Annotated in this window: 21 protein-coding genes; 8 read left to right on the forward strand and 13 right to left on the reverse strand. The window is 72.3% G+C overall.

Annotated features, from left to right (window positions below):
* Positions 1 to 25: 25 nt before the first annotated feature.
* The gene (gene mgtA / locus BG482_RS06560) at positions 26 to 2,692 is read right to left on the reverse strand and encodes a magnesium-translocating P-type ATPase (RefSeq protein WP_069767913.1); all 2,667 of its coding nucleotides are present in this window, start codon (positions 2,690 to 2,692) and stop codon (positions 26 to 28) included.
* Positions 2,685 to 3,041, reverse strand: coding sequence for a metalloregulator ArsR/SmtB family transcription factor (locus BG482_RS06565; protein WP_069767914.1), 357 nt, complete (start codon positions 3,039 to 3,041; stop codon positions 2,685 to 2,687). The genes mgtA and BG482_RS06565 overlap by 8 nt, the downstream gene beginning before the upstream one ends.
* Positions 3,042 to 3,225: 184 nt before the next feature.
* Between BG482_RS06565 and BG482_RS06570 the strand changes: the two genes are divergently transcribed.
* Positions 3,226 to 3,492, forward strand: coding sequence for a GlsB/YeaQ/YmgE family stress response membrane protein (locus tag BG482_RS06570; RefSeq protein ID WP_069767915.1), 267 nt, complete (start codon positions 3,226 to 3,228; stop codon positions 3,490 to 3,492).
* Between the two features lie 88 nt (positions 3,493 to 3,580).
* On the opposite strand, the gene BG482_RS06575 is transcribed toward BG482_RS06570, so the two are convergent.
* A complete protein-coding gene (locus BG482_RS06575; protein ID WP_079141638.1) occupies positions 3,581 to 4,546 on the reverse strand; it encodes an alpha/beta fold hydrolase in 966 nt (321 codons plus the stop codon).
* 300 nt (positions 4,547 to 4,846) lie between these two features.
* On the opposite strand from BG482_RS06575, the gene BG482_RS06580 reads away from it, so the two are divergent.
* From BG482_RS06580 to BG482_RS06590, 3 genes are all read left to right on the forward strand, one after another.
* Positions 4,847 to 5,980 (forward strand): ABC transporter substrate-binding protein, encoded by a 1,134-nt coding sequence (locus BG482_RS06580; RefSeq protein WP_069767917.1) that lies wholly within the window; start codon positions 4,847 to 4,849, stop codon positions 5,978 to 5,980.
* Positions 5,981 to 6,252: 272 nt separating this feature from the next.
* Positions 6,253 to 6,486, forward strand: a complete 234-nt coding sequence (locus tag BG482_RS06585) for a WhiB family transcriptional regulator (RefSeq protein WP_069767918.1) — start codon at positions 6,253 to 6,255, stop codon at positions 6,484 to 6,486.
* 261 nt (positions 6,487 to 6,747) lie between these two features.
* Positions 6,748 to 7,242: a lamin tail domain-containing protein gene (locus tag BG482_RS06590; RefSeq protein ID WP_069767919.1), complete on the forward strand. Its 495-nt coding sequence runs from the start codon at positions 6,748 to 6,750 to the stop codon at positions 7,240 to 7,242.
* 135 nt (positions 7,243 to 7,377) lie between these two features.
* Here the strand turns inward: BG482_RS06590 and glpK are convergent, their stop codons facing one another.
* From glpK to BG482_RS06630, 8 genes are all read right to left on the reverse strand, one after another.
* Positions 7,378 to 8,895, reverse strand: coding sequence for a glycerol kinase GlpK (gene glpK / locus BG482_RS06595; RefSeq protein ID WP_069767920.1), 1,518 nt, complete (start codon positions 8,893 to 8,895; stop codon positions 7,378 to 7,380).
* A gap of 24 nt (positions 8,896 to 8,919) precedes the next feature.
* A complete protein-coding gene (locus BG482_RS06600; RefSeq protein ID WP_069767921.1) occupies positions 8,920 to 9,765 on the reverse strand; it encodes an MIP/aquaporin family protein in 846 nt (281 codons plus the stop codon).
* A gap of 126 nt (positions 9,766 to 9,891) precedes the next feature.
* Entirely contained in the window at positions 9,892 to 10,203 is a 312-nt protein-coding gene (locus BG482_RS42400) for a DUF3592 domain-containing protein (protein ID WP_107450396.1), read from the reverse strand.
* A gap of 27 nt (positions 10,204 to 10,230) precedes the next feature.
* Positions 10,231 to 11,844: a carboxylesterase/lipase family protein gene (locus BG482_RS06610; protein WP_069767923.1), complete on the reverse strand. Its 1,614-nt coding sequence runs from the start codon at positions 11,842 to 11,844 to the stop codon at positions 10,231 to 10,233.
* 15 nt (positions 11,845 to 11,859) lie between these two features.
* Complete coding sequence (locus tag BG482_RS06615) at positions 11,860 to 12,498, reverse strand: GPP34 family phosphoprotein (protein ID WP_069767924.1); 639 nt, start codon at positions 12,496 to 12,498, stop codon at positions 11,860 to 11,862.
* Positions 12,499 to 12,612: 114 nt separating this feature from the next.
* Positions 12,613 to 13,272 carry a response regulator transcription factor gene (locus BG482_RS06620; RefSeq protein ID WP_069767925.1) on the reverse strand — a complete coding sequence of 220 codons (660 nt, stop codon included), beginning with the start codon at positions 13,270 to 13,272 and terminating at the stop codon, positions 12,613 to 12,615.
* A complete protein-coding gene (locus tag BG482_RS06625; RefSeq protein ID WP_176741318.1) occupies positions 13,269 to 14,438 on the reverse strand; it encodes a sensor histidine kinase in 1,170 nt (389 codons plus the stop codon). The genes BG482_RS06620 and BG482_RS06625 overlap by 4 nt, the downstream gene beginning before the upstream one ends.
* 67 nt (positions 14,439 to 14,505) lie before the next feature.
* On the reverse strand, positions 14,506 to 15,399 hold the full coding sequence (locus BG482_RS06630; RefSeq protein WP_069767926.1) for a LysR family transcriptional regulator: 894 nt from the start codon (positions 15,397 to 15,399) through the stop codon (positions 14,506 to 14,508).
* Between the two features lie 103 nt (positions 15,400 to 15,502).
* Between BG482_RS06630 and BG482_RS06635 the strand changes: the two genes are divergently transcribed.
* The 3 genes from BG482_RS06635 (at position 15,503) to BG482_RS06645 (ending at position 17,392) form a co-directional block, all read left to right on the forward strand.
* Complete coding sequence (locus tag BG482_RS06635; protein WP_069767927.1) at positions 15,503 to 15,868, forward strand: nuclear transport factor 2 family protein; 366 nt, start codon at positions 15,503 to 15,505, stop codon at positions 15,866 to 15,868.
* A gap of 59 nt (positions 15,869 to 15,927) precedes the next feature.
* Positions 15,928 to 16,845 (forward strand): NAD-dependent protein deacetylase, encoded by a 918-nt coding sequence (locus tag BG482_RS06640; RefSeq protein WP_176741323.1) that lies wholly within the window; start codon positions 15,928 to 15,930, stop codon positions 16,843 to 16,845.
* Between the two features lie 145 nt (positions 16,846 to 16,990).
* Entirely contained in the window at positions 16,991 to 17,392 is a 402-nt protein-coding gene (locus BG482_RS06645) for a hypothetical protein (RefSeq protein WP_218108773.1), read from the forward strand.
* A gap of 159 nt (positions 17,393 to 17,551) precedes the next feature.
* Here the strand turns inward: BG482_RS06645 and BG482_RS06650 are convergent, their stop codons facing one another.
* Both BG482_RS06650 and BG482_RS06655 read right to left on the reverse strand, forming a co-directional pair.
* Positions 17,552 to 18,538 carry an NADPH:quinone reductase gene (locus tag BG482_RS06650; RefSeq protein ID WP_069767930.1) on the reverse strand — a complete coding sequence of 329 codons (987 nt, stop codon included), beginning with the start codon at positions 18,536 to 18,538 and terminating at the stop codon, positions 17,552 to 17,554.
* A gap of 20 nt (positions 18,539 to 18,558) precedes the next feature.
* Positions 18,559 to 19,137 carry a PadR family transcriptional regulator gene (locus BG482_RS06655; RefSeq protein WP_069767931.1) on the reverse strand — a complete coding sequence of 193 codons (579 nt, stop codon included), beginning with the start codon at positions 19,135 to 19,137 and terminating at the stop codon, positions 18,559 to 18,561.
* Between the two features lie 125 nt (positions 19,138 to 19,262).
* On the opposite strand from BG482_RS06655, the gene BG482_RS06660 reads away from it, so the two are divergent.
* A complete protein-coding gene (locus BG482_RS06660) occupies positions 19,263 to 19,655 on the forward strand; it encodes an ester cyclase (RefSeq protein WP_256096286.1) in 393 nt (130 codons plus the stop codon).
* Positions 19,656 to 19,690 lie beyond the last annotated feature (35 nt).

Here is a 19,690-nt window from a genome sequence, read left to right on the forward strand (position 1 = left end):
CAGGCCCGCTCCGGCGATCGGGTCCTCAGCGGCTCCGCTGACGCGCTCTCACCGCCATCAGCCCGGCCGCGTAGAGCGCCAGGACCGAGGCCAGGAGAACGTAGTAGAGAGCGGGCAGCGGTGTGAGCCCGAGCGGCGAGCCCAGCGGCGAGAGCGGAAGCAGCAGTCCTGCGGCGGTGAGCGCGCCGGCCGCCCAGCCCACCGGGCCGGACGCACCGCCTTCGGCCCGCAGGCGACCGGTCCGCAGCAACAGCATCACCAGGGCCTGGGTGACCAGGTTCTCGGTGAACCAGCCCGAGTGGAACACCGCCTCGTCGTCCAGGGCGTCGGGGCCGTGCAGGGCGAGCGCGAGCACGCCGAAGGTGGCCAGGTCGGCGACGGCGTTGAGGGCGCCGAAGCCGACGATGAACCGCAGCAGCGCCCGGGGGCGCAGCACGGTCGGACGCCGCAGGACCGCGGGGTGGGGACGGTCGCGGGCGAAGGCGAGTTGGGCGGCGTCGAAGCACAGGTTCTGCGCCAGCACCTGAGCCGGGAGCATGGGCAGGAAGGGCAGCAGGAGACCGGCCGCGAGCATCGCTATGACGTTGCCGAGGTTCGAGGAGAGGGTGACGTGCAGGTAGGCGGTGATGTTGCCGCCCGCATGCCGTCCGGCCGTGATCGCGTGGCCGACCGCGGTGAGGTCCTTCTCCGCGAGGACCACGTCCGCGGTCCCCCTGGCCACCGCCACCGCGTCGCGCGGGGCGATGCCGACGTCCGCCGTGCGCAGGGCGGGCAGGTCGTTGACGCCGTCGCCGAGGTAGCCGACGGTGTGCCCGCCGGCGCGCAGGGCGGCGACGACACGGGCCTTGTGCTCGGGGGCGCAGCGGGCGAAGACGGCGACACGTGACGCGGCCTCGGTGAGCTCGGCGTCGCTCAGGGCGTCGATGCGGTCGGCGGTGAGGACGGCGTCCGGGCCGACGGGGACGCCCAGGTCGCGGCAGGCGCGGACGGCGTTGCCGGGGTGGTCGCCGGTGAGGATCCGGACGGCGACGCCCCGGTCGGTGAGGACTTTCAACGCGTCCCCGGCGGTGGGTGCGAGAGCGTCCCGCAGGGTGACGAAGCCACGGCAGGTCAGGCCGCGTTCCTCGGTTCGCGTGCGGTCGTGCGGCAGGGAGAGGTGGGGCCCACGGCCCGGGCGTATTCGCGCATGGGGGATGTCGGCGGTGGCGATCGCCAGCACCCGCAGTCCCTCGTCCGCGTATCCGGCGGCTCGCGCCAGCAGCCGCGCACGCTCTTCGTCCGTGAGGTCGCAGCGCTCGAGTACGGTCTCGGGGGCCCCCTTGACGACCAGCGTGTGCACGCCGAGCCGGCCCGGGGTGCGCACGACGGCGGTGGCCAGGCGGCGCACAGGGTCGAAGGGGACCGCGGTCACACCGTCACAGGCCGTGCAGTCGTCCTCGTCGGCGGCGTCCAGGAGCGCCTCGTCGAGGGCGTCCGGGGCGGGCAGTTCGGCGAGTTGGAGGGTCCACCAGGCGTTGATCGCGGCCCAGCGCAGCACCTCGGGGTCGTCCCGGCCCTCGGGGTCGACGGCGCGGTCGTAGACCGGGCGGTCCTGGGTGAGGGTGCCGGTCTTGTCCAGGCAGAGCACGTCCATGGCGCCGAGGTCGTGCAGGGCGGGCAGCCGCTTGACGATCACCCGGTGGCCGCGGGCCAGCAGGGCGGCTCCGCGCGCCAGACAGGCGGTGACGACGACCGGGAGCATCTCCGGGGTCATGCCCACCGCCACCGCGACGGCGAAGGGCAGGGTCTCCAGGCCCCGGTCGCGCAGGGCGGCGTTGGCCATCAGGACGAGCGGCGGGGTCAGCAGCATGAACCGGATGAGGATCCAGGAGATCCCCTGAACGGACCGGTCGAAGGCGCTCGGCTCGCGCCGGGACACCGCGGGGCCCCGGCCGCCGTGCGTGGCGGCGAGCCGGGTCCGCCCGGCCGTCGCCACGACGACCGCGGAGGCACTGCCGGAGGCGACGGCGCTGCCCTGGAAACAGAGTTCCCGGCTGTCGAACCCGCCGCCGACCATGGCGCCCGTGGCGTCCTTCGGCACGGGGGCCGACTCGCCGGTGAGCACGGCCTGATGCACGGTCAGGCCGTGGGAACGCAACAGCCGTACGTCGGCCGGGACCAGGTCGCCAGGGCCCAGACGGATCACGTCGCCGGGCACCAGCTCGTCCACCGGGAGCTCTCTGGCGCGCGGCGCGTCGTCCTCTTTACGCCGACGCAGCACGGTGGCCGTGCCGGCGACCAGTCCGCGCAGCGCGGCCGTGGACCGGTCGGCCCGGTGCTCCCCGGACGCTCGCAACGCGCAGCTCACCACGACCAGCAGGAGGATCACGCCGGCCGTTCCCCAGGACGCGACGGCCGCAGACACCAGTCCGAGACACAGCAGCACGCCGGTGAACGGATCGCGCAGACTGCGCAGGAACACGCGCGGCCATGACGCCTCGCGGTACGCCGGCAGGACGTTCGCCCCGGAACGGGCCTGGCGTGTTTCGGCCTGCTCCTCGGTCAGCCCGCGGGGCCCGCTGTCCAACTGCCGCAGGGTCTCCAGGACGGTCGCCGCACCGGGCTCGCGAGCGGCCGCGCCCGCCGGCCGCCTGCCCGGGGCCGCAGAACTCCCCCCGGCGTCGGGCTGCGGGGCGGCGACGGTCTCAGGCACCGGCCCTGCGCAGGCTGCGCACGGGCGCCTTCCGTGCGCGGGCCGCCAACTGCCCGACCATCACCCGCACCACGGTCACCACGTCGGGGTCGTCCACGAAGTAGATCTGGCGTCGCCCGTCCCGCCGTGCGCGGACCAGACCGGCCAGCTTCAGTTTCGCCAGGTGCTGGCTCACGGCGGGCAGCGCCCCGCCCACCCGGTCCGCGAGGTGGGTGACGTCGCTCTCGCCCTGGGACAGCGCCCACATGATGTGCAGCCGAGCGGACGACGCCAGCAGCCCGAAGGAGGCCGCAGCCTCTTCCAGCACCTCGGCCGGAGGATCCTCGAAGCCACCGATGTCCGCAGCCACAGCCCTCTCCCGTCCCGTCCTCGTCGCCGCCACCGCCCGGGCGGCCGCCCCAGTTTAGGTGCGACCCGGATTCCTCCGCTCCGCACCGCAACCGCCCGGGCCCCGCACCGCGTCTCCACCTGCGCCGACTAAAGTTGCGCAACCGGGCAACCGACACATCCGACACCTCTGGAGGACGTACTACGTGGGCATCATCGGCTGGATCATCCTCGGCCTGCTCGCCGGGGCCATCGCCAAGATCCTGCTTCCCGGGCGCGACCCGGGCGGCTTCATCGGCACCACCCTCATCGGCATCGCCGGCGCCTTCGTGGGCGGCTGGATCTCCGCCCGGTTCTTCGACCGCCCGGTGGAGAAGCACTTCTTCGACCTCTACACCTGGGGCGCGGCCGTCGGCGGCGCCCTCGTACTGCTCGTCGCCTACCGTCTGCTGTTCGGCAACTCCCGGGACTGATCAGCGTGTCCGCCGTCGTCCATCGTCCATCGTCCGTCGTCGTCGCCGCTGCCGACGGCGACGGTGACGGCGACGGGCAGGGGGACGCTCAGCCCCGGAGTTCGGTGAGGAAGTCCACGAGCGCCGCGTTCACCTCTGCCGGACGCTCCTGCTGCGTCCAGTGTCCACACCCCTTCAACCTGATCGGCTCGCGCCGCAGGCTCGGCATCAAGTCCGGCAGCGACGCGATGAGTTCAGGAGTGCCCGGGAACGCCGGCACCAGATCGCGGTCCCCGTACACGTACAGTGCGGGCACGCTCACGACAGCCTGGTGCCACGCCGCCGTCAGCTCCCAGTTCCGGTCGATGTTGCGGTACCAGTTCAGCGCGCCGGTGAAGCCCCGCGAGAAGCTGTCGGTCAGGACGTCGAGGTCGGCCTCGGTGAACCACTCCGGCAGGACCTCGGGATCGGACATCGTCTCCAGCCACCCCCGCCCGTGCTCGACCAGGGGCTGCCTGCCCTCGGCCGCGGTGGGGGCGTCGCCGGAGGCTATGTAGAAGAACTTCCGCAACGTCGTGCGCGGGTCCTTTGCGAACTCCGCATCCGCAACGCCGGGCCGGTTGAAGTAGTTCCAGTAGAACCGGCCGCCGAACATCCGGTCCATGGCGCCGAGCGGAGGCTCCGTCCCCCGGAACGGCGGCGGCACGCTGAGCCCCGCCACTCCCAGCACCACGTCCGGCCGCAGCAGCGCGGTGTGCCAGGCCACCGGCGCGCCCCAGTCGTGACCGACGACGTACGCCTTCTCCTCACCGAGTGCGTGGATCAGTCCCACGACGTCGCCGACCAGGTGAAGGATGCTGTACGCGTCCACGTCGTCGGGGTGATCGCTGCGGCCGTATCCCCGCTGGTCGGGTGCGACCACCCGGAAGCCGGCGGCGGCCAGCGGGCCGAACTGGTGTTGCCAGGAATGCCACGACTCGGGGAAGCCGTGCAGGAGGACGACCAGGGGACCTTGGCCCTCCTCCGCGATGTGCAGCCGGATCCCGTTCACGTCGATCATTCGATGCTCAACCATGTGCGAAAGCATAGACCTCGTGATCTTCGCGCAGCGGCCGCCCCGACCCGGGAAAGCGGCCGCCACGGCCTCACCCGCGACGACTGTCGCCCCGTCGGTCAGGACCGCGACCGGCGCACGGGGGTCGGCCGGCCGGCGTTCAACCGTTCGATTGAATGTCCGATTCAACCTGCCTGAAGCGTTGCCCATCCACCCGGGGCCACAGCACGATGGACGGCATCCGACGGTCCCGGCGGCCCCGCACAGCGGAGCCGGACGACGGGTTTCCGGTTCACCCCCCACCCGAGAGGTCTCCTCAGCGTGCCCAGTTTCAGCAGACGACGCGTCCTGACCACCGGCGCCGGCGCCGCCCTCGGCCTCGGCGCCCTCACCGCCACCGCGAGTCCGGCCGCGGCCTCTCCGGCGGGCCTCCTCGGCAGCGGGCGCGAGGAGTCGCGCACGCTCGACGAGCTCTACCGCGCCGCGCTGGCGGAAGGCGGCAGGCTCGTGGTCTACGCCGGCGGCGACACCCCGACCCAGCAGGACGCCACCAAGGCGGCCTTCAGGGCCCGCTTCCCGGAGATCGACCTGACCCTGATCGTCGACTACAGCAAGTACCACGACGTACGGGTGGACAACCAGTTCGCCACCGACACCCTCGTCCCGGACGTCGTGCAGCTCCAGACGCTGCAGGACTTCGACCGCTGGAAGCAGCAGGGCCGACTGCTGCACTACAAGCCGGCAGGCTTCTCCCGGGTCCACGACGCGTTCAAGGACCCGCAGGGCGCGTGGGTGGCCACGGGCGCCATCGCCTTCAGCTTCCTGTACGACACCGCGTCGGTCGGCGCGAAGCGGCAGCTCACCCCGCACGACCTGATCGACCCGAAGTGGAAGGGCATGATCGCCTCGGCCTACCCGCACGACGACGACGCGGTCCTGTACCTCTTCAGCCTGTACGCCCGCACGTACGGCTGGGACTGGGTGGCCGCGTTCGCCGCCCAGGACGTGCAGTTCGCCCGGGGCAGCAACTCCCCCGGCGACGCCGTCTTCGGCGGACGGAAGGCGATCGGCGTCGGCACCGCCGGGTCCGCCGTCAGTTCCTCTCCCGTGACGTTCGCCGTCTCCGGCGGTCACCCGTTCATGGCCTGGGGCCAGCGCACGGCCGTCCTCAAGCGGGCCCGGAACTCCACGGCGGCCAAGCTCTTCCTCAACTGGCAGCTGTCGACGGAGCGGCAGAACGGCTCCTTCAACGGCTGGTCCGTCCGCACGGACGTCACTCCCCCGGCCGGTCTGAAGCCGATCTGGACCTACCCGGACGCCCACGTGGACGGCTTCCCCCGCTTCATGGCCGACCGCGCCGAAGTGGAACGCTGGAAGCAGACGTTCGCCCTGTACTTCGGCGAGGTCAAGGGCGACCCGACGCCCGGCTGGCTCGGACTGCACCCGGGGGCGTGACGCCGCTCCGGGGTCGGCCTGCCGAGGGGACGATCAAAGCGATTCCTGTCGGCCCCTGATCTGTACCGAACGCGAAAATAGTCCTATATTTCTGTCTACCTCTGCCGGGTGATGTGGTGCACCGAGCGCCGCTTCGACGGTCTGCCCGAAAGCGGGTGGCCGAAGTCCCACGCGGAGGTTGTGGTGATGTTCTTTCGCTCTGCCGGTCGCTTCTTCCCGCACCCGTATGCCGACGGCGTCGATCATGCGGCAGGGCTCCGGGGAGGCAGCGCGTGAACTGGCGTGACCGGGCAGCATGCCGCTCCGAAGATCCCGAACTCTTCTTTCCGATCGGCGAGGACGGCCCGTCGCGACTGCAGATCGAGCAGGCGCGGGCCGTCTGCAACCGCTGCCCTGTCGTGACGGACTGCGGCAGCTGGGCGTTGCGCAGCGGTGAGTACGACGGCATATGGGGCGCGATGACGGCGGGTGAACGCCGGGCGCTGCGGCTCTGGCGCAGAACCTGAGCCGGCGGACCGCCGATGCCGTGAGCATACGGAGGCCAGGGCGAGGAGGTCCCTGCAGCTCGACGAGCACGGGGACCCCCCGCCGGCCCGGGACCACCGCCGGTCCAGACCCGAGCCCATGCGGTCCGGTCCGTCGCGAGGGCAAGGGCCGCGGCAAGGACGACGGCACGCCCTTCACGATTCACACACAACAGGCACACCTGATCATCACCTTCGATATGCTCCTGGCGCTCCATTCGCACCACCGAGGGGGGATTCCTCATGCGTATGCGCCACACCCTGGCCGCTGTCGCCGCCGCGGGCGCCATAGCAGCGATCACCGCGGGCCCGGCCCAGGCCACCGAGTACTCGTCCGCGCTGAAGATCAAGGGCGTCCAGTACGACGCCCCGGGCGCCGACTCCAACCGGTGCTCCGGCGGCAACACCAAGAACGAGTACCTGACGATCAAGAACTACTCGCGGACCACGACGGTCGACCTCAGGGGCTACGTCGTCAAGGACGCCGCGGGCAACAAGTTCACCTTCACCGCCGGCCACCGGCTCGAGCCCGGCGACTACGTGAACCTGCGCGGCGGCAGGGGCACCGACTCCGACGCCGGCAATGTCGTCTACCGCCAGAACTGCAACTTCGTCTGGAACAACGACAAGGACACCATCTACCTGCTCAAGCCCACCGGCGCCAAGGCGGACGTCCACTCGTACACGAAGCGCGCCAACGACGCCGACGGCAACGGTTACATCACCTACCACGGCTAGCGCCCGCGCACCCGCCCCGCCGTGCGTCTCGACCCCGGCTCCCGCGGGTGCTCGGGGCCTACCCGGGCCGTGGGCCGACGCAGGACGTGGGCAGGCGCCGCCCGTTGCTCACGGGCGGCGCCTGCCGTCGTCGGGCTACTCGACCTTGGCCCAGTCGAGCGTGCGCTCGACCGCCTTCTTCCAGCCCGCGTACCCTTCCGCGCGCTGATCGTCGGACCACTGGGGCTCCCAGCGCTTCGACTCCTGCCAGTGGGTGCGCAGTTCGTCGGTGTCGCGCCAGAAGCCGGTGGCCAGACCCGCCGCGTAGGCGGCGCCGAGCGCGGTGGTCTCGGCGACCACCGGACGGCTGACCGGTACGCCGAGGACGTCCGCCTGGATCTGCATGCACAGATCGTTGGCCGTGACGCCGCCGTCGACCTTGAGCACGTCGAGGTGGACTCCTGAGTCCTGCTCCATGGCCTCGACCACGTCGCGGCTCTGGTAGCAGATGGACTCCAGCGTCGCCCGGGCCAGATGACCGTTGTCGTTGTACCGGGCCAGGCCGACGATCGCGCCGCGGGCGTCGGAGCGCCAGTACGGTGCGAACAGGCCCGAGAAGGCGGGAACGAAATACATGCCGCCGTTGTCCTCGACGGTGCGCGCCAGCGTCTCGCTCTCCGCCGCGTCGTTGATGATCTTCATCTGGTCGCGCAGCCACTGCACGGCGGACCCGGTGACGGCGATGGAGCCCTCCAGGGCGTAGATCGCCGGGCTGTCACCGAACTGGTACGCCACCGTGGTGAGCAGCCCGTGCTGCGAACGGACCAGCTCCGTACCGGTGTTGAGGACCAGGAAGTTGCCCGTGCCGTAGGTGTTCTTGGCCTCGCCCGGCGCGTAGCAGACCTGTCCCACCGTGGCCGCCTGCTGGTCGCCGAGCACCCCGGTGATGGGGATGGCGGCACGCAGCGGCCGGGAGGTGCGGGTCACGCCGAACGCCTCGCGGTGGGAGGACGGGTTGATGGTGGGCAGCATCTGACGGGGGATGCCGAAGAAGCCCAGGAGTTCGTCGTCCCAGTCGAGGGTCTCCAGGTCCATGAGCATGGTGCGACTGGCGTTGGTCACGTCGGTGGCGTGGACGCCGCCGTCGGGGCCGCCGGTCAGGTTCCACAGGACCCAGGCGTCGGTGTTGCCGAAGAGGGCGTGGCCCTGTTCGGCCGCCTCGCGGACGCCCTCGACGTTCTCCAGGATCCACTGGATCTTGCCGCCGGAGAAGTAGGTCGCCGGCGGCAGTCCCGCCTTGCGGCGGATGACGTCGCCCTGGCCCGAGCGTTCCAGGGCCGCCGCGATGGAGTCGGTGCGGGTGTCCTGCCAGACGATGGCGTTGTAGTAGGGACGTCCGTTGCGCGGGTCCCACACCACGGTGGTCTCCCGCTGGTTGGTGATGCCGATCGCGGCCAGGTCCTCGGGGGCGAGGTTGCCGTGTCGCAGCGCGTTCTGCATCACCGAGTTGGTGCGCTCCCAGATCTCCACCGGGTCGTGCTCGACCCATCCCGAGCGCGGAAGGATCTGGGCATGCTCCAGCTGGTGCTTCGCCACCTCGTTGCCGGCGTGGTCGAAGATCATGAATCGGGTGCTGGTGGTGCCTTGGTCCACCGCGCCCACGAAGTCAGCCATGGATTGCCGCCTCTGCTGTGGGGGTCATTCCTCGGGGGCCGGGACGCGGCCGGGAGGCTCCGGCTCCGCCGTCGGCAGGAACCGGCCGATGAAGGCCTTGTAGAGTCCGGCGCCGAGCAGGCCGCCGAGCAGGGGACCGACGATCGGCACCCAGAAGTAGAGATTCCCGTACTGATCTCGCCATGCTGTGCCGTAGCCCGTGATGAAGCTGGCCAATCGGGGCCCGAAGTCACGCGCCGGGTTGATCGCGTATCCCGCGTTGGTACCCCACGCCATGCCGATCGCCACGACGATCAGACCGACGATGAACGGGGCCAGGTTGGCGCCGGGCGGGGTGTTCAGCAGGTCGGTGACGGCGAGGATCAGCAGGAGCAGGATGGCGGTGCCGATGATCTGGTCACGGAACGCGCCCCACTCGTGGACCGGCAGGTTGGGATTGCCGTTGGCGGGGAGCGTGGAGAACACGCCCTGCGTCTTGATGGTGTGTCCGGGGTCGGCCTTCGCCAGTGCTTCGGTGTAGTTCCACCGCACGATGAGGGCCGCCACGAAGGCGCCGGCGGTCTGGGCCAGGGCGTAGGGCGCGACCTTGCTCCAGGGGAAGCCCTTGAACGTGGCCAGGGCGACCGTCACCGCCGGATTGAGGTGGGCGCCGCTCAGTCGCGCGGCGACGTAGACGCCCAGGGTGACGCCCAGGCCCCAGGCCCAGGCGATGCTGTCGTGGTTTCCGAGCCCTCCCGGCGGCGTCGTGAGCGCTCCACCGGCGACCACCTGGGCCACCACGCCACAGCCGAAGAGGATGAGAATCATGGTGCCGGCGAACTCGGCCGACACTTCGCCGACCAATCCGGACCTTTTGAATCGCTCAGCCATGGAAGCCCGCTTTCCCGCCGGCGCGGAGCCGGCACGTCGACTGCTCGAGGTCTCCCGTACAACAGCATAGGGCGATCATGGACCAAACGCACAAATGGGAAGATCTCCGCAGGCCGGTGGCGACGGTCAGAGGCCGAGCGGCCGGATGAGCAGCCGGATGAGCAGCGCCAGCAGCGTGGTCCCCGTGAGCAGCGATCCCACGACGGCGAACACCCGGTCGGCCGTCGTCGCGTCCCAGCCCTGGATCTCGAACCGGCGGGGGTCCGCCACGTCGTACCGGACCGTCACCGCGGCGCCCACGCCGAAGCGGCCCTCGACGGACACGCGCCCGAACCTGGACGGGTACTCGCACGCGGTGCCGTCCTGAGTCGTCCGGGCCGCGACCGGGTGGTGGAACCTGGCTCCGTCGTCGTTGCGGCTGACGCGGTGGCGGACGATCCGCCCCCCCCCGGCGTGAGCCGAGGGTCACCGTGCGCGTGAGGCGGCGCTCACAGCCTCTCCCGGCCTCAAGGCGTCCCAGAACGCGCAGTGGTGGCGGCGCTCCGTCGTGCGGGTGGGGGCGATGTGGTCCGGCGCCAGGGACAGGACCGTCCGGCGGGGCCAGTGCGGCGTCGAAGGGCCGTCCGGGTCGCCGGTGCGGGCGAAGCGGGTCCAGTAGTCGATCATGGAATCGGCCAGCCGGTGCTGTGCCGCGGTCAGGTCGCGCGGGCGGCCGCCCAGATCGAACAGGTAGGGCAGCTCGCTCGCGTGCGGGGCGCCGAGCGGGAAGGGCGGCGTGCCCGGCGTGAGCGGCGGGGCGTGCTCGTCGGCGAACTCGTAACGCCAGACGTGCGTCCGGGCGGCGAGCAGACCGGCGGCGTCCGCCGTCGGGCAGGCGAAGTCGGCGTCGCCGATGACCGCGCCGAACACCGGGCCCCCGTCTGTTTCGTGCACGGGGTACTCGCGCACGATCGCCTCGGCCTGCCCCGGCGAGGGGAAGAAGGCGGCCACGACGTCCGGCCAGGTGCCGGGATCGACCGGATTGCCCGCCTGGACGATCCCGGCGGCCCAGCCGTTGCCCTCGTCGTGGTTGCTGCCGATGAGCACGGGGACGCGGTGGAAGCGGCCGGCGGCGATCGCCGCCGCCGGGTCGTCGGGCAGCAACGGAGTCGCGTACGCGGGCTGTTGATCGGATTCCTGGGCGGCGAGCAGCCGTGTGACGTCCACCCGGCGCAGGCAGGCCATGACGTCGCGGGCGGAGCCGCAGCCGGCCTTCGCCGCGAGGTCCGCGCCTGCTGCGCGCGCCGTGGACAGCGGGACCGAGGACGGCGCGAAAGGCCGGTCGGGGCGGCCTGTGCACGGACCGCTCTCGATGATCGCCCGGTCGAAGAGTCCCGCGGCGGCGGGTGAGGCCAGCTGGGCGCAGACGCTGTAACCGCCGGCCGACTCGCCGGCCAGGGTGACGTTGCGCGCGTCGCCGCCGAAGGCGCCGATCTCGGAGCGGACCCAGCGCAGCGCCGCCTGCTGGTCGGCCAGACCGAAGGTGCCGGAGCCGGGCAGCCCGCCGTGCGCGAGAAATCCGAGCGCGCCGAGCCGGTAGTCGACGGTGACGACCACGACGTCGCCCCGGGTTGCCATGCGGTGGGCGTCGTACGAACCGCCCGCTCCGGTGGTGAAGCCGCCGCCGTGCAGCCAGACGACGACCGGCCGAGGGCGCGCCGGTCGTGCGCCGTCGGGCGTCGTGACGTTCAGGCGGAGACAGTCCTCGTCGGTGCTGCCGCCGGGCACCTCGCCGGCCGGCTGCGGGCAGGCGCTCGCCGGGCGGGTGGCGTCCCGTACCCCGGACCAAGGGGCGGCCGGGCGGGGCGCCGCCCAGCGCAGCCCGCCCGTCGGGGGCGCCGCGTAGGGGATTCCCTCGAAGGTGCGGTAGCCGTCGTGGGCCGCGCCCCGCACCGGCCCGTCGTCGGTGCGTACGGTCGTGGCGGCGGGCGGCGGGTCGGGTTGGGCCGAAGCCGTCTGCGTCCGCGTGAGGGCCCCGGCCGTCACGAGCACGGCGGTCATGGCGCAGCCCAGGGTGGTCAGGACGCGGTGCATGCTCATCGTCTCCCCATCGGGTCAGCTGCCGCCCATGCCGCCCTGCGCGGCGATCATGGTCGTCGGCAGCGCGCGTACGGCCTTCTCCAGGCCGGGTGCGAGGGCGGCGAGGCCCCGCGTGCAGGCGTCGATGCGGGACCGGAAGGTCTTCCGGTCCCGCCGTGACACGACCTGGCGCACGCGGCCCGCCGCGGCCAGCGCCAGCAGCGCGGCGTCGGCTGCGGGAACGTCCCGTACGGGGCCGCTCCCGTGCAGTGCCGCGTGCACCCGGGCGCGCAGGGCGGCGGTCTCGGCGCGGTCCGTCACCGTCAGCCGTCGAGTGCCGAAGCGGGTGCGGGGCTCCCGCACGGCGAGGAGCCCCGCCCGGGCGAGCCGGTCCTCCACCTGCGTCAGCGTGTGCTTGCGGTGGCGGCGCACGAGGTGCTTCCAGCCGTGCCCGGCGGCGGCGTCGCGCAGTACCCCGTCCAGGACGGGGTCGCCTGTCGGCTCTGCGCCGGACACGGTGACCGTGCCGCCGTCCTCCCCCAACCGGCCGCGCAGCGCGAGGTCGATCAGGGCGGCGGCGCGCACCAGCAGCTCCGTCCGGCGACGGTCGTACGGGCCCTCGGCCGCGTCGTCGTGGGCGAGCAGATACATGAGGCAGGCCAGGTCGTCGATCACACCTCGACGTTATGGGCGGCCGTCCCCGTCGCGGATCGGCCGCGGGAAGGGACTGGCACTGGGAGCCCAGGAGGACCGCCGCCCGTTCTCCTCCCTGAGGAGGAGAACGGGCCCTCAGGGGCGGCGGGGTCGCACCAGGCCGTGGTCGTAGGCGGCGACCACGGCCTGGACGCGGTCGCGCAGGCCGAGTTTGCGCAGCACCGCGGTGACGTGGTTCTTGACGGTGGCTTCCGACAGGCGCAGCCGTTCGGCGATCTCCCGGTTCGACAGCGCCTGTCCGATGAGGGTGAGCACCTCCCGCTCGCGGCCCGAGAGGTCCTGCAGGGAGGGCGGCGGCGCCGTATCGGGCGTGGTGCGCAGGAAGCGGTCGAGGACCCGGCTCAGCACCGTCGGCGCGAGCAGTGCGTCGCCACGCGCGGTGAGGCGGATCGCGTCGACGAGTTCGCTGGGGCGGATGTCCTTCAGCAGGAAACCGCTGGCCCCGGCCCGCAGGGCGTCGACCACGTGCGCGTCGACGTCCCAGGTGGTCAGCACGAGCACCCGGGCCGGGCTGCCGCCCCGCGCGATCTGCCGGGTCGCCTCGATGCCGTCCACGACGGGCATGCGCACGTCCATCAGCACCACGTCCGGCGTCAGCTCCCGGGTCAGCCGCACCGCCTCCCGGCCGTCGGACGCCTCACCGACCACCTCCAGGTCGTCCCGGGCGTCGATGATCATGCGGAAGCCGGTCCGCACCAGGGTCTGGTCGTCGGCCACCACCACGCGCAGCGTCATGACGCGCCCTCCAGCGGCAGCTCCGCCGCGACCTCGAATCCGCCCCCGGGCCGGGGACCGGCGCGCAGGCGGCCGCCCACGAGCCGGGCGCGCTCCCTCATCCCCACCAGACCGCGCCCCGCTCCCGCGGCAGCGGCCGAGCCCTGCGACGCCCGTCCGTCGTCGGCGACCGTGATCCTCACCCACGCCCCGTCGACCGCCACGCGCACGCTCACCCCGGCCGCGCCGGCCGCGTGACGCAGCGTGTTGGTCAGGGCCTCCTGGACGATCCGGTACGCCGCCAGGTCCACCGCGGCCGGCAGCCCGTCGGTGACGCCCTCGCGGCGCAGGTGAACGGTCATCCCGGTCGCGCGCACGGCGTCGGCCAGTTCGTCCAGACGCTCGAGCGAGGGCCCCTCCGACCGCTGGTCCGGGGCCCCGCCCTCCGGCGCGTCGGGGCCGAACGCGCACAGCAGCAGGCGCAGTTCGCCGAGCGCCGAACGGCCACTCGTCTCGATGGCCCGCAGTGCCTCGCGGGCCTGTTCGGGCTGCCGGGTGAACACGTCGTCCGCTGCGCCGGCCTGGACGACCATCACCGACAGGGTGTGCGCCACGACGTCGTGCACCTCCCGGGCGATCCGCGCGCGCTCCTCCACCACGGCCCGGCGCATCTCCGCCCGCGTGCGGGCCTGCTGCGCCCTGCGCCACTGCCCCGCGGTCCAGGCCAGGACGACCGTCAGCAGATAGACCGTCAGCCCCGCGGGGCCGCCCGCCCAGAACGCCGCCGATCCCGGCAGCCACATCGCCGCCAGCGCGCGCACCGACACCCGCCGTGGTCTGGTGGCCGACAGCACGCACAACGCGATCTGCGCCGCGAGCAACGCGCCCGTCAGGGTGACCGCGGGCAGCAACGCCCACACCGCGAGGCCCGCCGCCGCGGTCCCGGCGAGTACGGCGACCGGGGCGCGCACCTGCCACCTCAGCGCGCAGGCCTGCGCGAGGACCAGGCCGACGGCCATGACCGCCCGCGGGCCGTGGCCTGCGCCGGCGACGAGCACCGAGACGCCCGGGACGGCGAGCACCAGCCCGGCCGACCACCACCACAGCACCCGGGCCACCCGAGGCGACGGCTCACCCCGCGTCTCCCCGTCGAACACGTCGTCCGGCTGCCTGCTCCTGCGGTCCACGCCCCGACACTACCCAGCGACGCCCGCGAGACCGTTCACCGTCGAGCGCCCGTCCCGTCCTGGGGTGCTACCCGTGCGCGGGGGCGGCCTTGCCGAATGCTCGCCGACCGTGCGCGAGCAACTCGCGCACCGCCGGGTTGCGCGGGTCCCTCCAGATCAGCGCGAGCAGGGCCGGTGTCTCGAGGTCGTCGACGACGTGCGCGGTGAGCCGGTCGCTGTGGCCCGCGGCCATCGAAGTGCTGAGGACGGCGACGCCGAGCCCGCGGGCGGCCAGATCGGCGATGGCGTCCGCGGCACTGGCTTCCAGCGCGATCGCGGGGCGCAGGCCCTGTGCGGCGCAGGCACGGTCGAACACGGTGCGCAGGCCTGTGCCGGGCGGCATGCACACGATGGGGTGCGCGGCCAGATCCCGCAGAGCGACCCGCCGTTGCCGCGCCAGAGGATGTCCGGCCGGAACCGCCGCGACGAGCCGCTCGCTGACGATGGTCAGCGCGTCCAGCCCGTCCGGGAGGGTCGCGGTCCCGGTGAGCGCCACGTCGACGGCGCCGGCGCGCACCTGCTCGACGAGCCGGTCGGAGTTGTCCTCCAGCAGCGAGATCTCCACGGCGGGATGCGCCCGGTGGAACGCGGCGAGCGCGTCGAAGAGCGGGGTGAGGGTGCAGCCGATGACCATGCCGACGGTGATCCGGCCCCGCAGCAGGGCGCTCACCTCGTCCACCGCCTGACCGACCGCTCCGGCCGCGGCGAGCGCGGCTCGCGCGTGGTCGAGCGCTGCCTTCCCCGCGACGGTGAGCGCGACGGTGCGCGCCGACCGGTCGAACAACTCGGCGCCCAGTTCCCGTTCCAGGCTGCGGATCTGCGCGCTGACGCCGGACTGGCTGATGTGCACCCGCTCGGCCGCCCGCGTGAAGTTCCGCTCTTCGGCGACCGCGACGAAGTACTCCAGTTGCCTGAGCTCCATGACCAGGGATTCTAGCTCCGATGAATTCCATCTGTTGGACTTCTGATCGCCGGGCGACCACGCTGGAAGGAGGTCGGAGCCCCACCCACCCGAGGAGGAAACCGTGCCGGAGTACGAGAAGGCCATGCGCCCCGAGGACATCACCCGCCTGTTCGTCGAGCGATCCAACGCCGGTGACGCGGCCGGGGTCGCCGCCCTCTACGAGGAGGAGGCCGTGATGGCCTTTCCTCCCGGCGAACTGACGGTGGGGCGGGAGGCGATCCACGCGCTGTGGGAGAAAGTGCTGGCCAACCGCCCTCGGTTCCAGCCTGAACCACCGCTTCCGACGCTGGTCAGTGACGGTATCGCCCTGACCTCTACCCCGCCGAAGGACGGTGCCGGCGCCCGGGCGCAGGTCGTCCGACGCCAGCCGGACGGAAGCTGGCTGCGGCTGCTCGACCAGCCGGAGTTCGTCCGCCCCGCCGACTAGACGCCCTCGGCGCACGAGGGCCACGGAGGCAGCCCGTTCCGTACCCTGGCGGCATGCGCATGCGCCCCACCCTGAGCTGGACCCCCACCGGGGACCCGCTGCCGGGCACCACGGATCCGCGGCAGGTCACCGATGCGCTGAGCAACGGGGGCGTGCTGGTGCTCAGCGGGGCCGGCATCTCCACGGAGTCGGGCATCCCCGACTACCGGGGGGCGGGCGGCAGCCTGAGCCGGCACACCCCGATGACCTACCAGGACTTCACGGCCGACCCGCAGGCACGCCGCCGCTACTGGGCGCGAAGCCACCTCGGCTGGCGCACCTTCGGCCGGGCCCGCCCCAACGCCGGGCACCGGGCCGTGGCCGCGTTCGGCCGGCACGGCCTGGTGTCGGGCGTCATCACCCAGAACGTCGACGGACTGCACCAGGCCGCCGGCAGCCGGGACGTGGTGGAACTGCACGGAAGTCTGGCGCGGGTCGTCTGTCTCTCCTGCGGCGCGGCCGGCTCACGGCGTGACCTCGCCCTGCGGCTGGAGCAGGCGAACGCGGGCTTCGCTCCGGTGGCCGCGGGAATGAACCCGGACGGCGACGCCGACCTCACCGACGAACAGGTCGGGGACTTCGTCGTGGCGCCCTGCACGGTCTGCGGCGGCATCCTGAAACCGGACGTGGTGTTCTTCGGCGAGGCCGTTCCGCCGGCGCGCGTCGAGACCTGCCGCGCACTGGTCGAGCAGGCGACCTCCCTCCTGGTCCTGGGCTCCTCGCTGACGGTGATGTCCGGGCTCCGGTTCGTACGCCAGGCGGCCCAGGCCGGCAAACCGGTCCTGATCGTCAACCGGGATCCGACCCGCGGCGACCGGCACGCCCTCACCCGGGTCGCGCTCCCGCTGGGAGCAGCCCTGGCGGCCGTGGCCGACCGGCTGGGCATCCCCCTCGACGGGCAGCCGCAGCCGCCGGGTGATGCCGTCGCCACAGGCTGAGGCCGTCGCCAGGAGGCGAGCGGGACGGCTCGGTGCGAGCCACCGAGGGCAGCCGCACCTGTGGTGGATCCCGGCCGGTGAAATCGGTCGAGACCTCATGCGGGCCGTGGCACGATGAGCGCCATGACGACGAACCGAAAGGCCCATGCCGCGTAGCCGGCCCGGTGCGGCCCGAACCGCGCGCCAGGGGAGCCGAGTTGCCGAGTCGGTGATCGACGGCCTGTCCTCGCGCGCGCTCTGGGAGATCCGCCGTTTCGAGCGCACCCGCAACTATCTGAGTCCGGGCGACGTCGGCGCGGCCGTGCGCCTGTGGAAGGACTATGTCCACCGCCCCGAGCGCGAGCTGTGGCACGACTACGAGTGGGGCGATGTCCACGGGGACTGCTGCGGCGACGCACTCGAAGCCCGTGCTCTCCTCGACACCGTGACGCAGGCCCTCACGCCCCGAAGCGCCCGTGAGCTCCGCACGCTCGTCGCCCGGTCGGACGCCGTCTGGAACCGACCGTCACCGTCGTACGAGGCGGACGGCGGCGTAAAGCGAGGCTGAGAAGTCGTCCCTTTCCGACTGGCGGAGCCGGGCAGGCAGATTTCGCCGGTCAGTGCGTTACCGCTGTTGTCGCCGACGACCATGGCGATGCGGGACATGAGGGTGGTGTCCGTGGCGCCATGCCAGTGCGCAACCGCGTTGACGGCGAACCCGGTCGTTCTACGGGATGGTGAGCAGGATGCGGCCGTGGCCGCCGCCGGCGTCGACGTGGTCGTGGGCCTTGGCGATGTCGCCCAGCGGGTAGCGGTCGCGGACGTCGACGGTGAGGGCGCCGACGGCGGCGGCGGAGGTGAGGTCTCGGGCGGCCCGGCGCTTGGCCTCGGCGGGGAAGTCGTCGCTGCCGAGCAGCCGCAGGGTGACGTTGTTGAACAGCAGAGGCCAGAAGGGGATCTCGGTGCGGTCCGCGCGGGTGGCGTAGGCGGCGATGACGGCCTCGTTGGCGGCGACGGCGTTGTCGAGGTCGGCGTTCTCGGACAGCGCGACCTCGACGATGCGGTCGACGCCCCGTGGCGCGTACGAGCGGATGGCCGCTGCGGGGTCGCCGGTGTCCAGGGCGACGGCGTGGGCGACGACGGCCGGGTCGACGCGGTCGAGGTCCGCGGTTCGGCGGACGGTGGCGATCACGGTGGCGCCGGCCCAGTGGGCGAGCTGGGCGGCCAGTGAGCCGACGCCGCCGAGAACTCCGTGGACCAGGACCAGCCGGCCGTCGACCGGGCCGTCGGCGAAGACGGTGCGGTGGGCGGTGATACCGGGGATGCCGAGGCTCGCGCCCAGTTCGTCGCTGAGGTGGTCGGGCAGCGGGACGGCCAGATCCGCAGGGACGACGGTGTACTGGGCGGCCGTGCCGAAGGGGCGGTAGGACTGGGCCCCGTACACCCAGACTCGTTGCCCGACGCGGCGGGCGTCGACTCCGGCGCCCACGGTGTCGATGACTCCGGCGCCGTCGCTGTGCGGGATCACCCGCGGGAAGGGCATGGACGAGCCGAGCCAGCCGCGCCGCTTCTTGGTGTCACCGGGGTTGACGCCCGAGACGGTGACGCGGACGCGGACCTCGCCGGGGCCGGGGCCGGGGCCGGGATCAGGGAGTTCACCGACGTGCAGGACATCGGCGGCGGGGCCCTGGTCGTCGTACCAGGATGCAAGCATGGGGGTACCTCCGTGGACAGTCAGCTCGCGGGAGCGGCGGGCGCATGCGGATCGCTGTCGGTGCATGCGGTGTCGAATGCGGGCGGCTCCTCCCCGAGGGTCTCGCGCAGCCAGGTCCGTTCGGCGCGACTGGTGGCGCGGGCGGTGAGCAGCATGCCCCGCCGGTAGGGGTCGGCGATCTCCTCGGCACGCAGGGGCCGCTCGTCGTCGTAGAAGAAGCTCGCCGGTTCTTCCAGGAACTCCAGCCGTCTGCGCAGCACCGCGTGCCGTTCGGCCACGTCGGGCAGGTGGGAGAGGAATGCCAGGACGACGTAGAACCGGGTGAAGTCGGTGATCTCGTGGTCGGCGGGCTTGCGCAGGCGCTGAAGCATTTCGGCCCGCCCGGCCGCGGTCGGGCTGAGCACGTACCGGGCCGCCCCCGCCGCCGGGTCGGCGCGTCGCTCGATCAAACCCGCCCTGGTCAGACGATTGATCGCCGGATACAGGCTGCCGTCACTGACCGGCCGCGTGTAGCCGGTCAGCTGTGAGACCCGGCGGCGCAGCTCGTGTCCAGGCAGGGGGCCCTCGGCGAGGAAGCCGAGTATCGCGAGTTCCAGCATGAGTCCATCTTCGCATGCGAACATCGAATCGATGTGGACATCGATTCGATGCTACGGTGCAAGTACCCGCCCAAACGTCTCTGGAGAGGCACAGCAAGATGCCATCGCAGTCCACCGAGTCAGTGATGAAGCGTTTCGTCGAGTTCATCAACACGGGCAACGAGGATCTCGCCAGCGAGGTCATTTCTCCGGACGCGGTGTTCCACGCACCAAGCCACCCGGAACCGCTGCGGGGGCCCGATGGGTACATGGAAGTCATAGGGATGATGCGCAGCGCCTTCCCCGACGTCCAGTGGACGCTGGAGGAGACGGTCACCGAAGGCGACACTGTGGCCGCGCGGTTCACCATGCGGGGAACCCACGACGGTGAATTCTTCGGGATCCCGGCGAGCGGCAACAAGATCTCGGTGCAGGCCATGAACTTCTACTACCTGGCCGACGGCCGGATCGTCGGCGAACGGGGCCAGCCCGACCTCCTTGGGGTGCTGCAGCAGATCGGTGCCGTACCGGGGCCGTGAGCCCAGTCGCGCCGGGTACCTTCTCGCGCGCTCCG

This window comes from Streptomyces sp. LUP30 (assembly GCF_001746365.1).
Lineage (GTDB): Bacteria > Actinomycetota > Actinomycetes > Streptomycetales > Streptomycetaceae > Streptomyces.

Coding starts and splice junctions, on each gene's coding strand:
- BG482_RS06575 (WP_079141638.1), bottom strand. CDS start 4,546: ATGGTTGAGCATCGAATGATCGACGTGAACGGGATCCGGCTGCACATC.
- BG482_RS06590 (WP_069767919.1), top strand. CDS start 6,748: ATGCGTATGCGCCACACCCTGGCCGCTGTCGCCGCCGCGGGCGCCATA.
- glpK (WP_069767920.1), bottom strand. CDS start 8,895: ATGGCTGACTTCGTGGGCGCGGTGGACCAAGGCACCACCAGCACCCGA.
- BG482_RS06600 (WP_069767921.1), bottom strand. CDS start 9,765: ATGGCTGAGCGATTCAAAAGGTCCGGATTGGTCGGCGAAGTGTCGGCC.
- BG482_RS06610 (WP_069767923.1), bottom strand. CDS start 11,844: ATGAGCATGCACCGCGTCCTGACCACCCTGGGCTGCGCCATGACCGCC.
- BG482_RS06620 (WP_069767925.1), bottom strand. CDS start 13,272: ATGACGCTGCGCGTGGTGGTGGCCGACGACCAGACCCTGGTGCGGACC.
- BG482_RS06630 (WP_069767926.1), bottom strand. CDS start 15,399: ATGGAGCTCAGGCAACTGGAGTACTTCGTCGCGGTCGCCGAAGAGCGG.
- BG482_RS06640 (WP_176741323.1), top strand. CDS start 15,928: ATGCGCCCCACCCTGAGCTGGACCCCCACCGGGGACCCGCTGCCGGGC.
- BG482_RS06645 (WP_218108773.1), top strand. CDS start 16,991: ATGCCGCGTAGCCGGCCCGGTGCGGCCCGAACCGCGCGCCAGGGGAGC.
- BG482_RS06650 (WP_069767930.1), bottom strand. CDS start 18,538: ATGCTTGCATCCTGGTACGACGACCAGGGCCCCGCCGCCGATGTCCTG.
- BG482_RS06655 (WP_069767931.1), bottom strand. CDS start 19,137: ATGCTGGAACTCGCGATACTCGGCTTCCTCGCCGAGGGCCCCCTGCCT.
- BG482_RS06660 (WP_256096286.1), top strand. CDS start 19,263: ATGAAGCGTTTCGTCGAGTTCATCAACACGGGCAACGAGGATCTCGCC.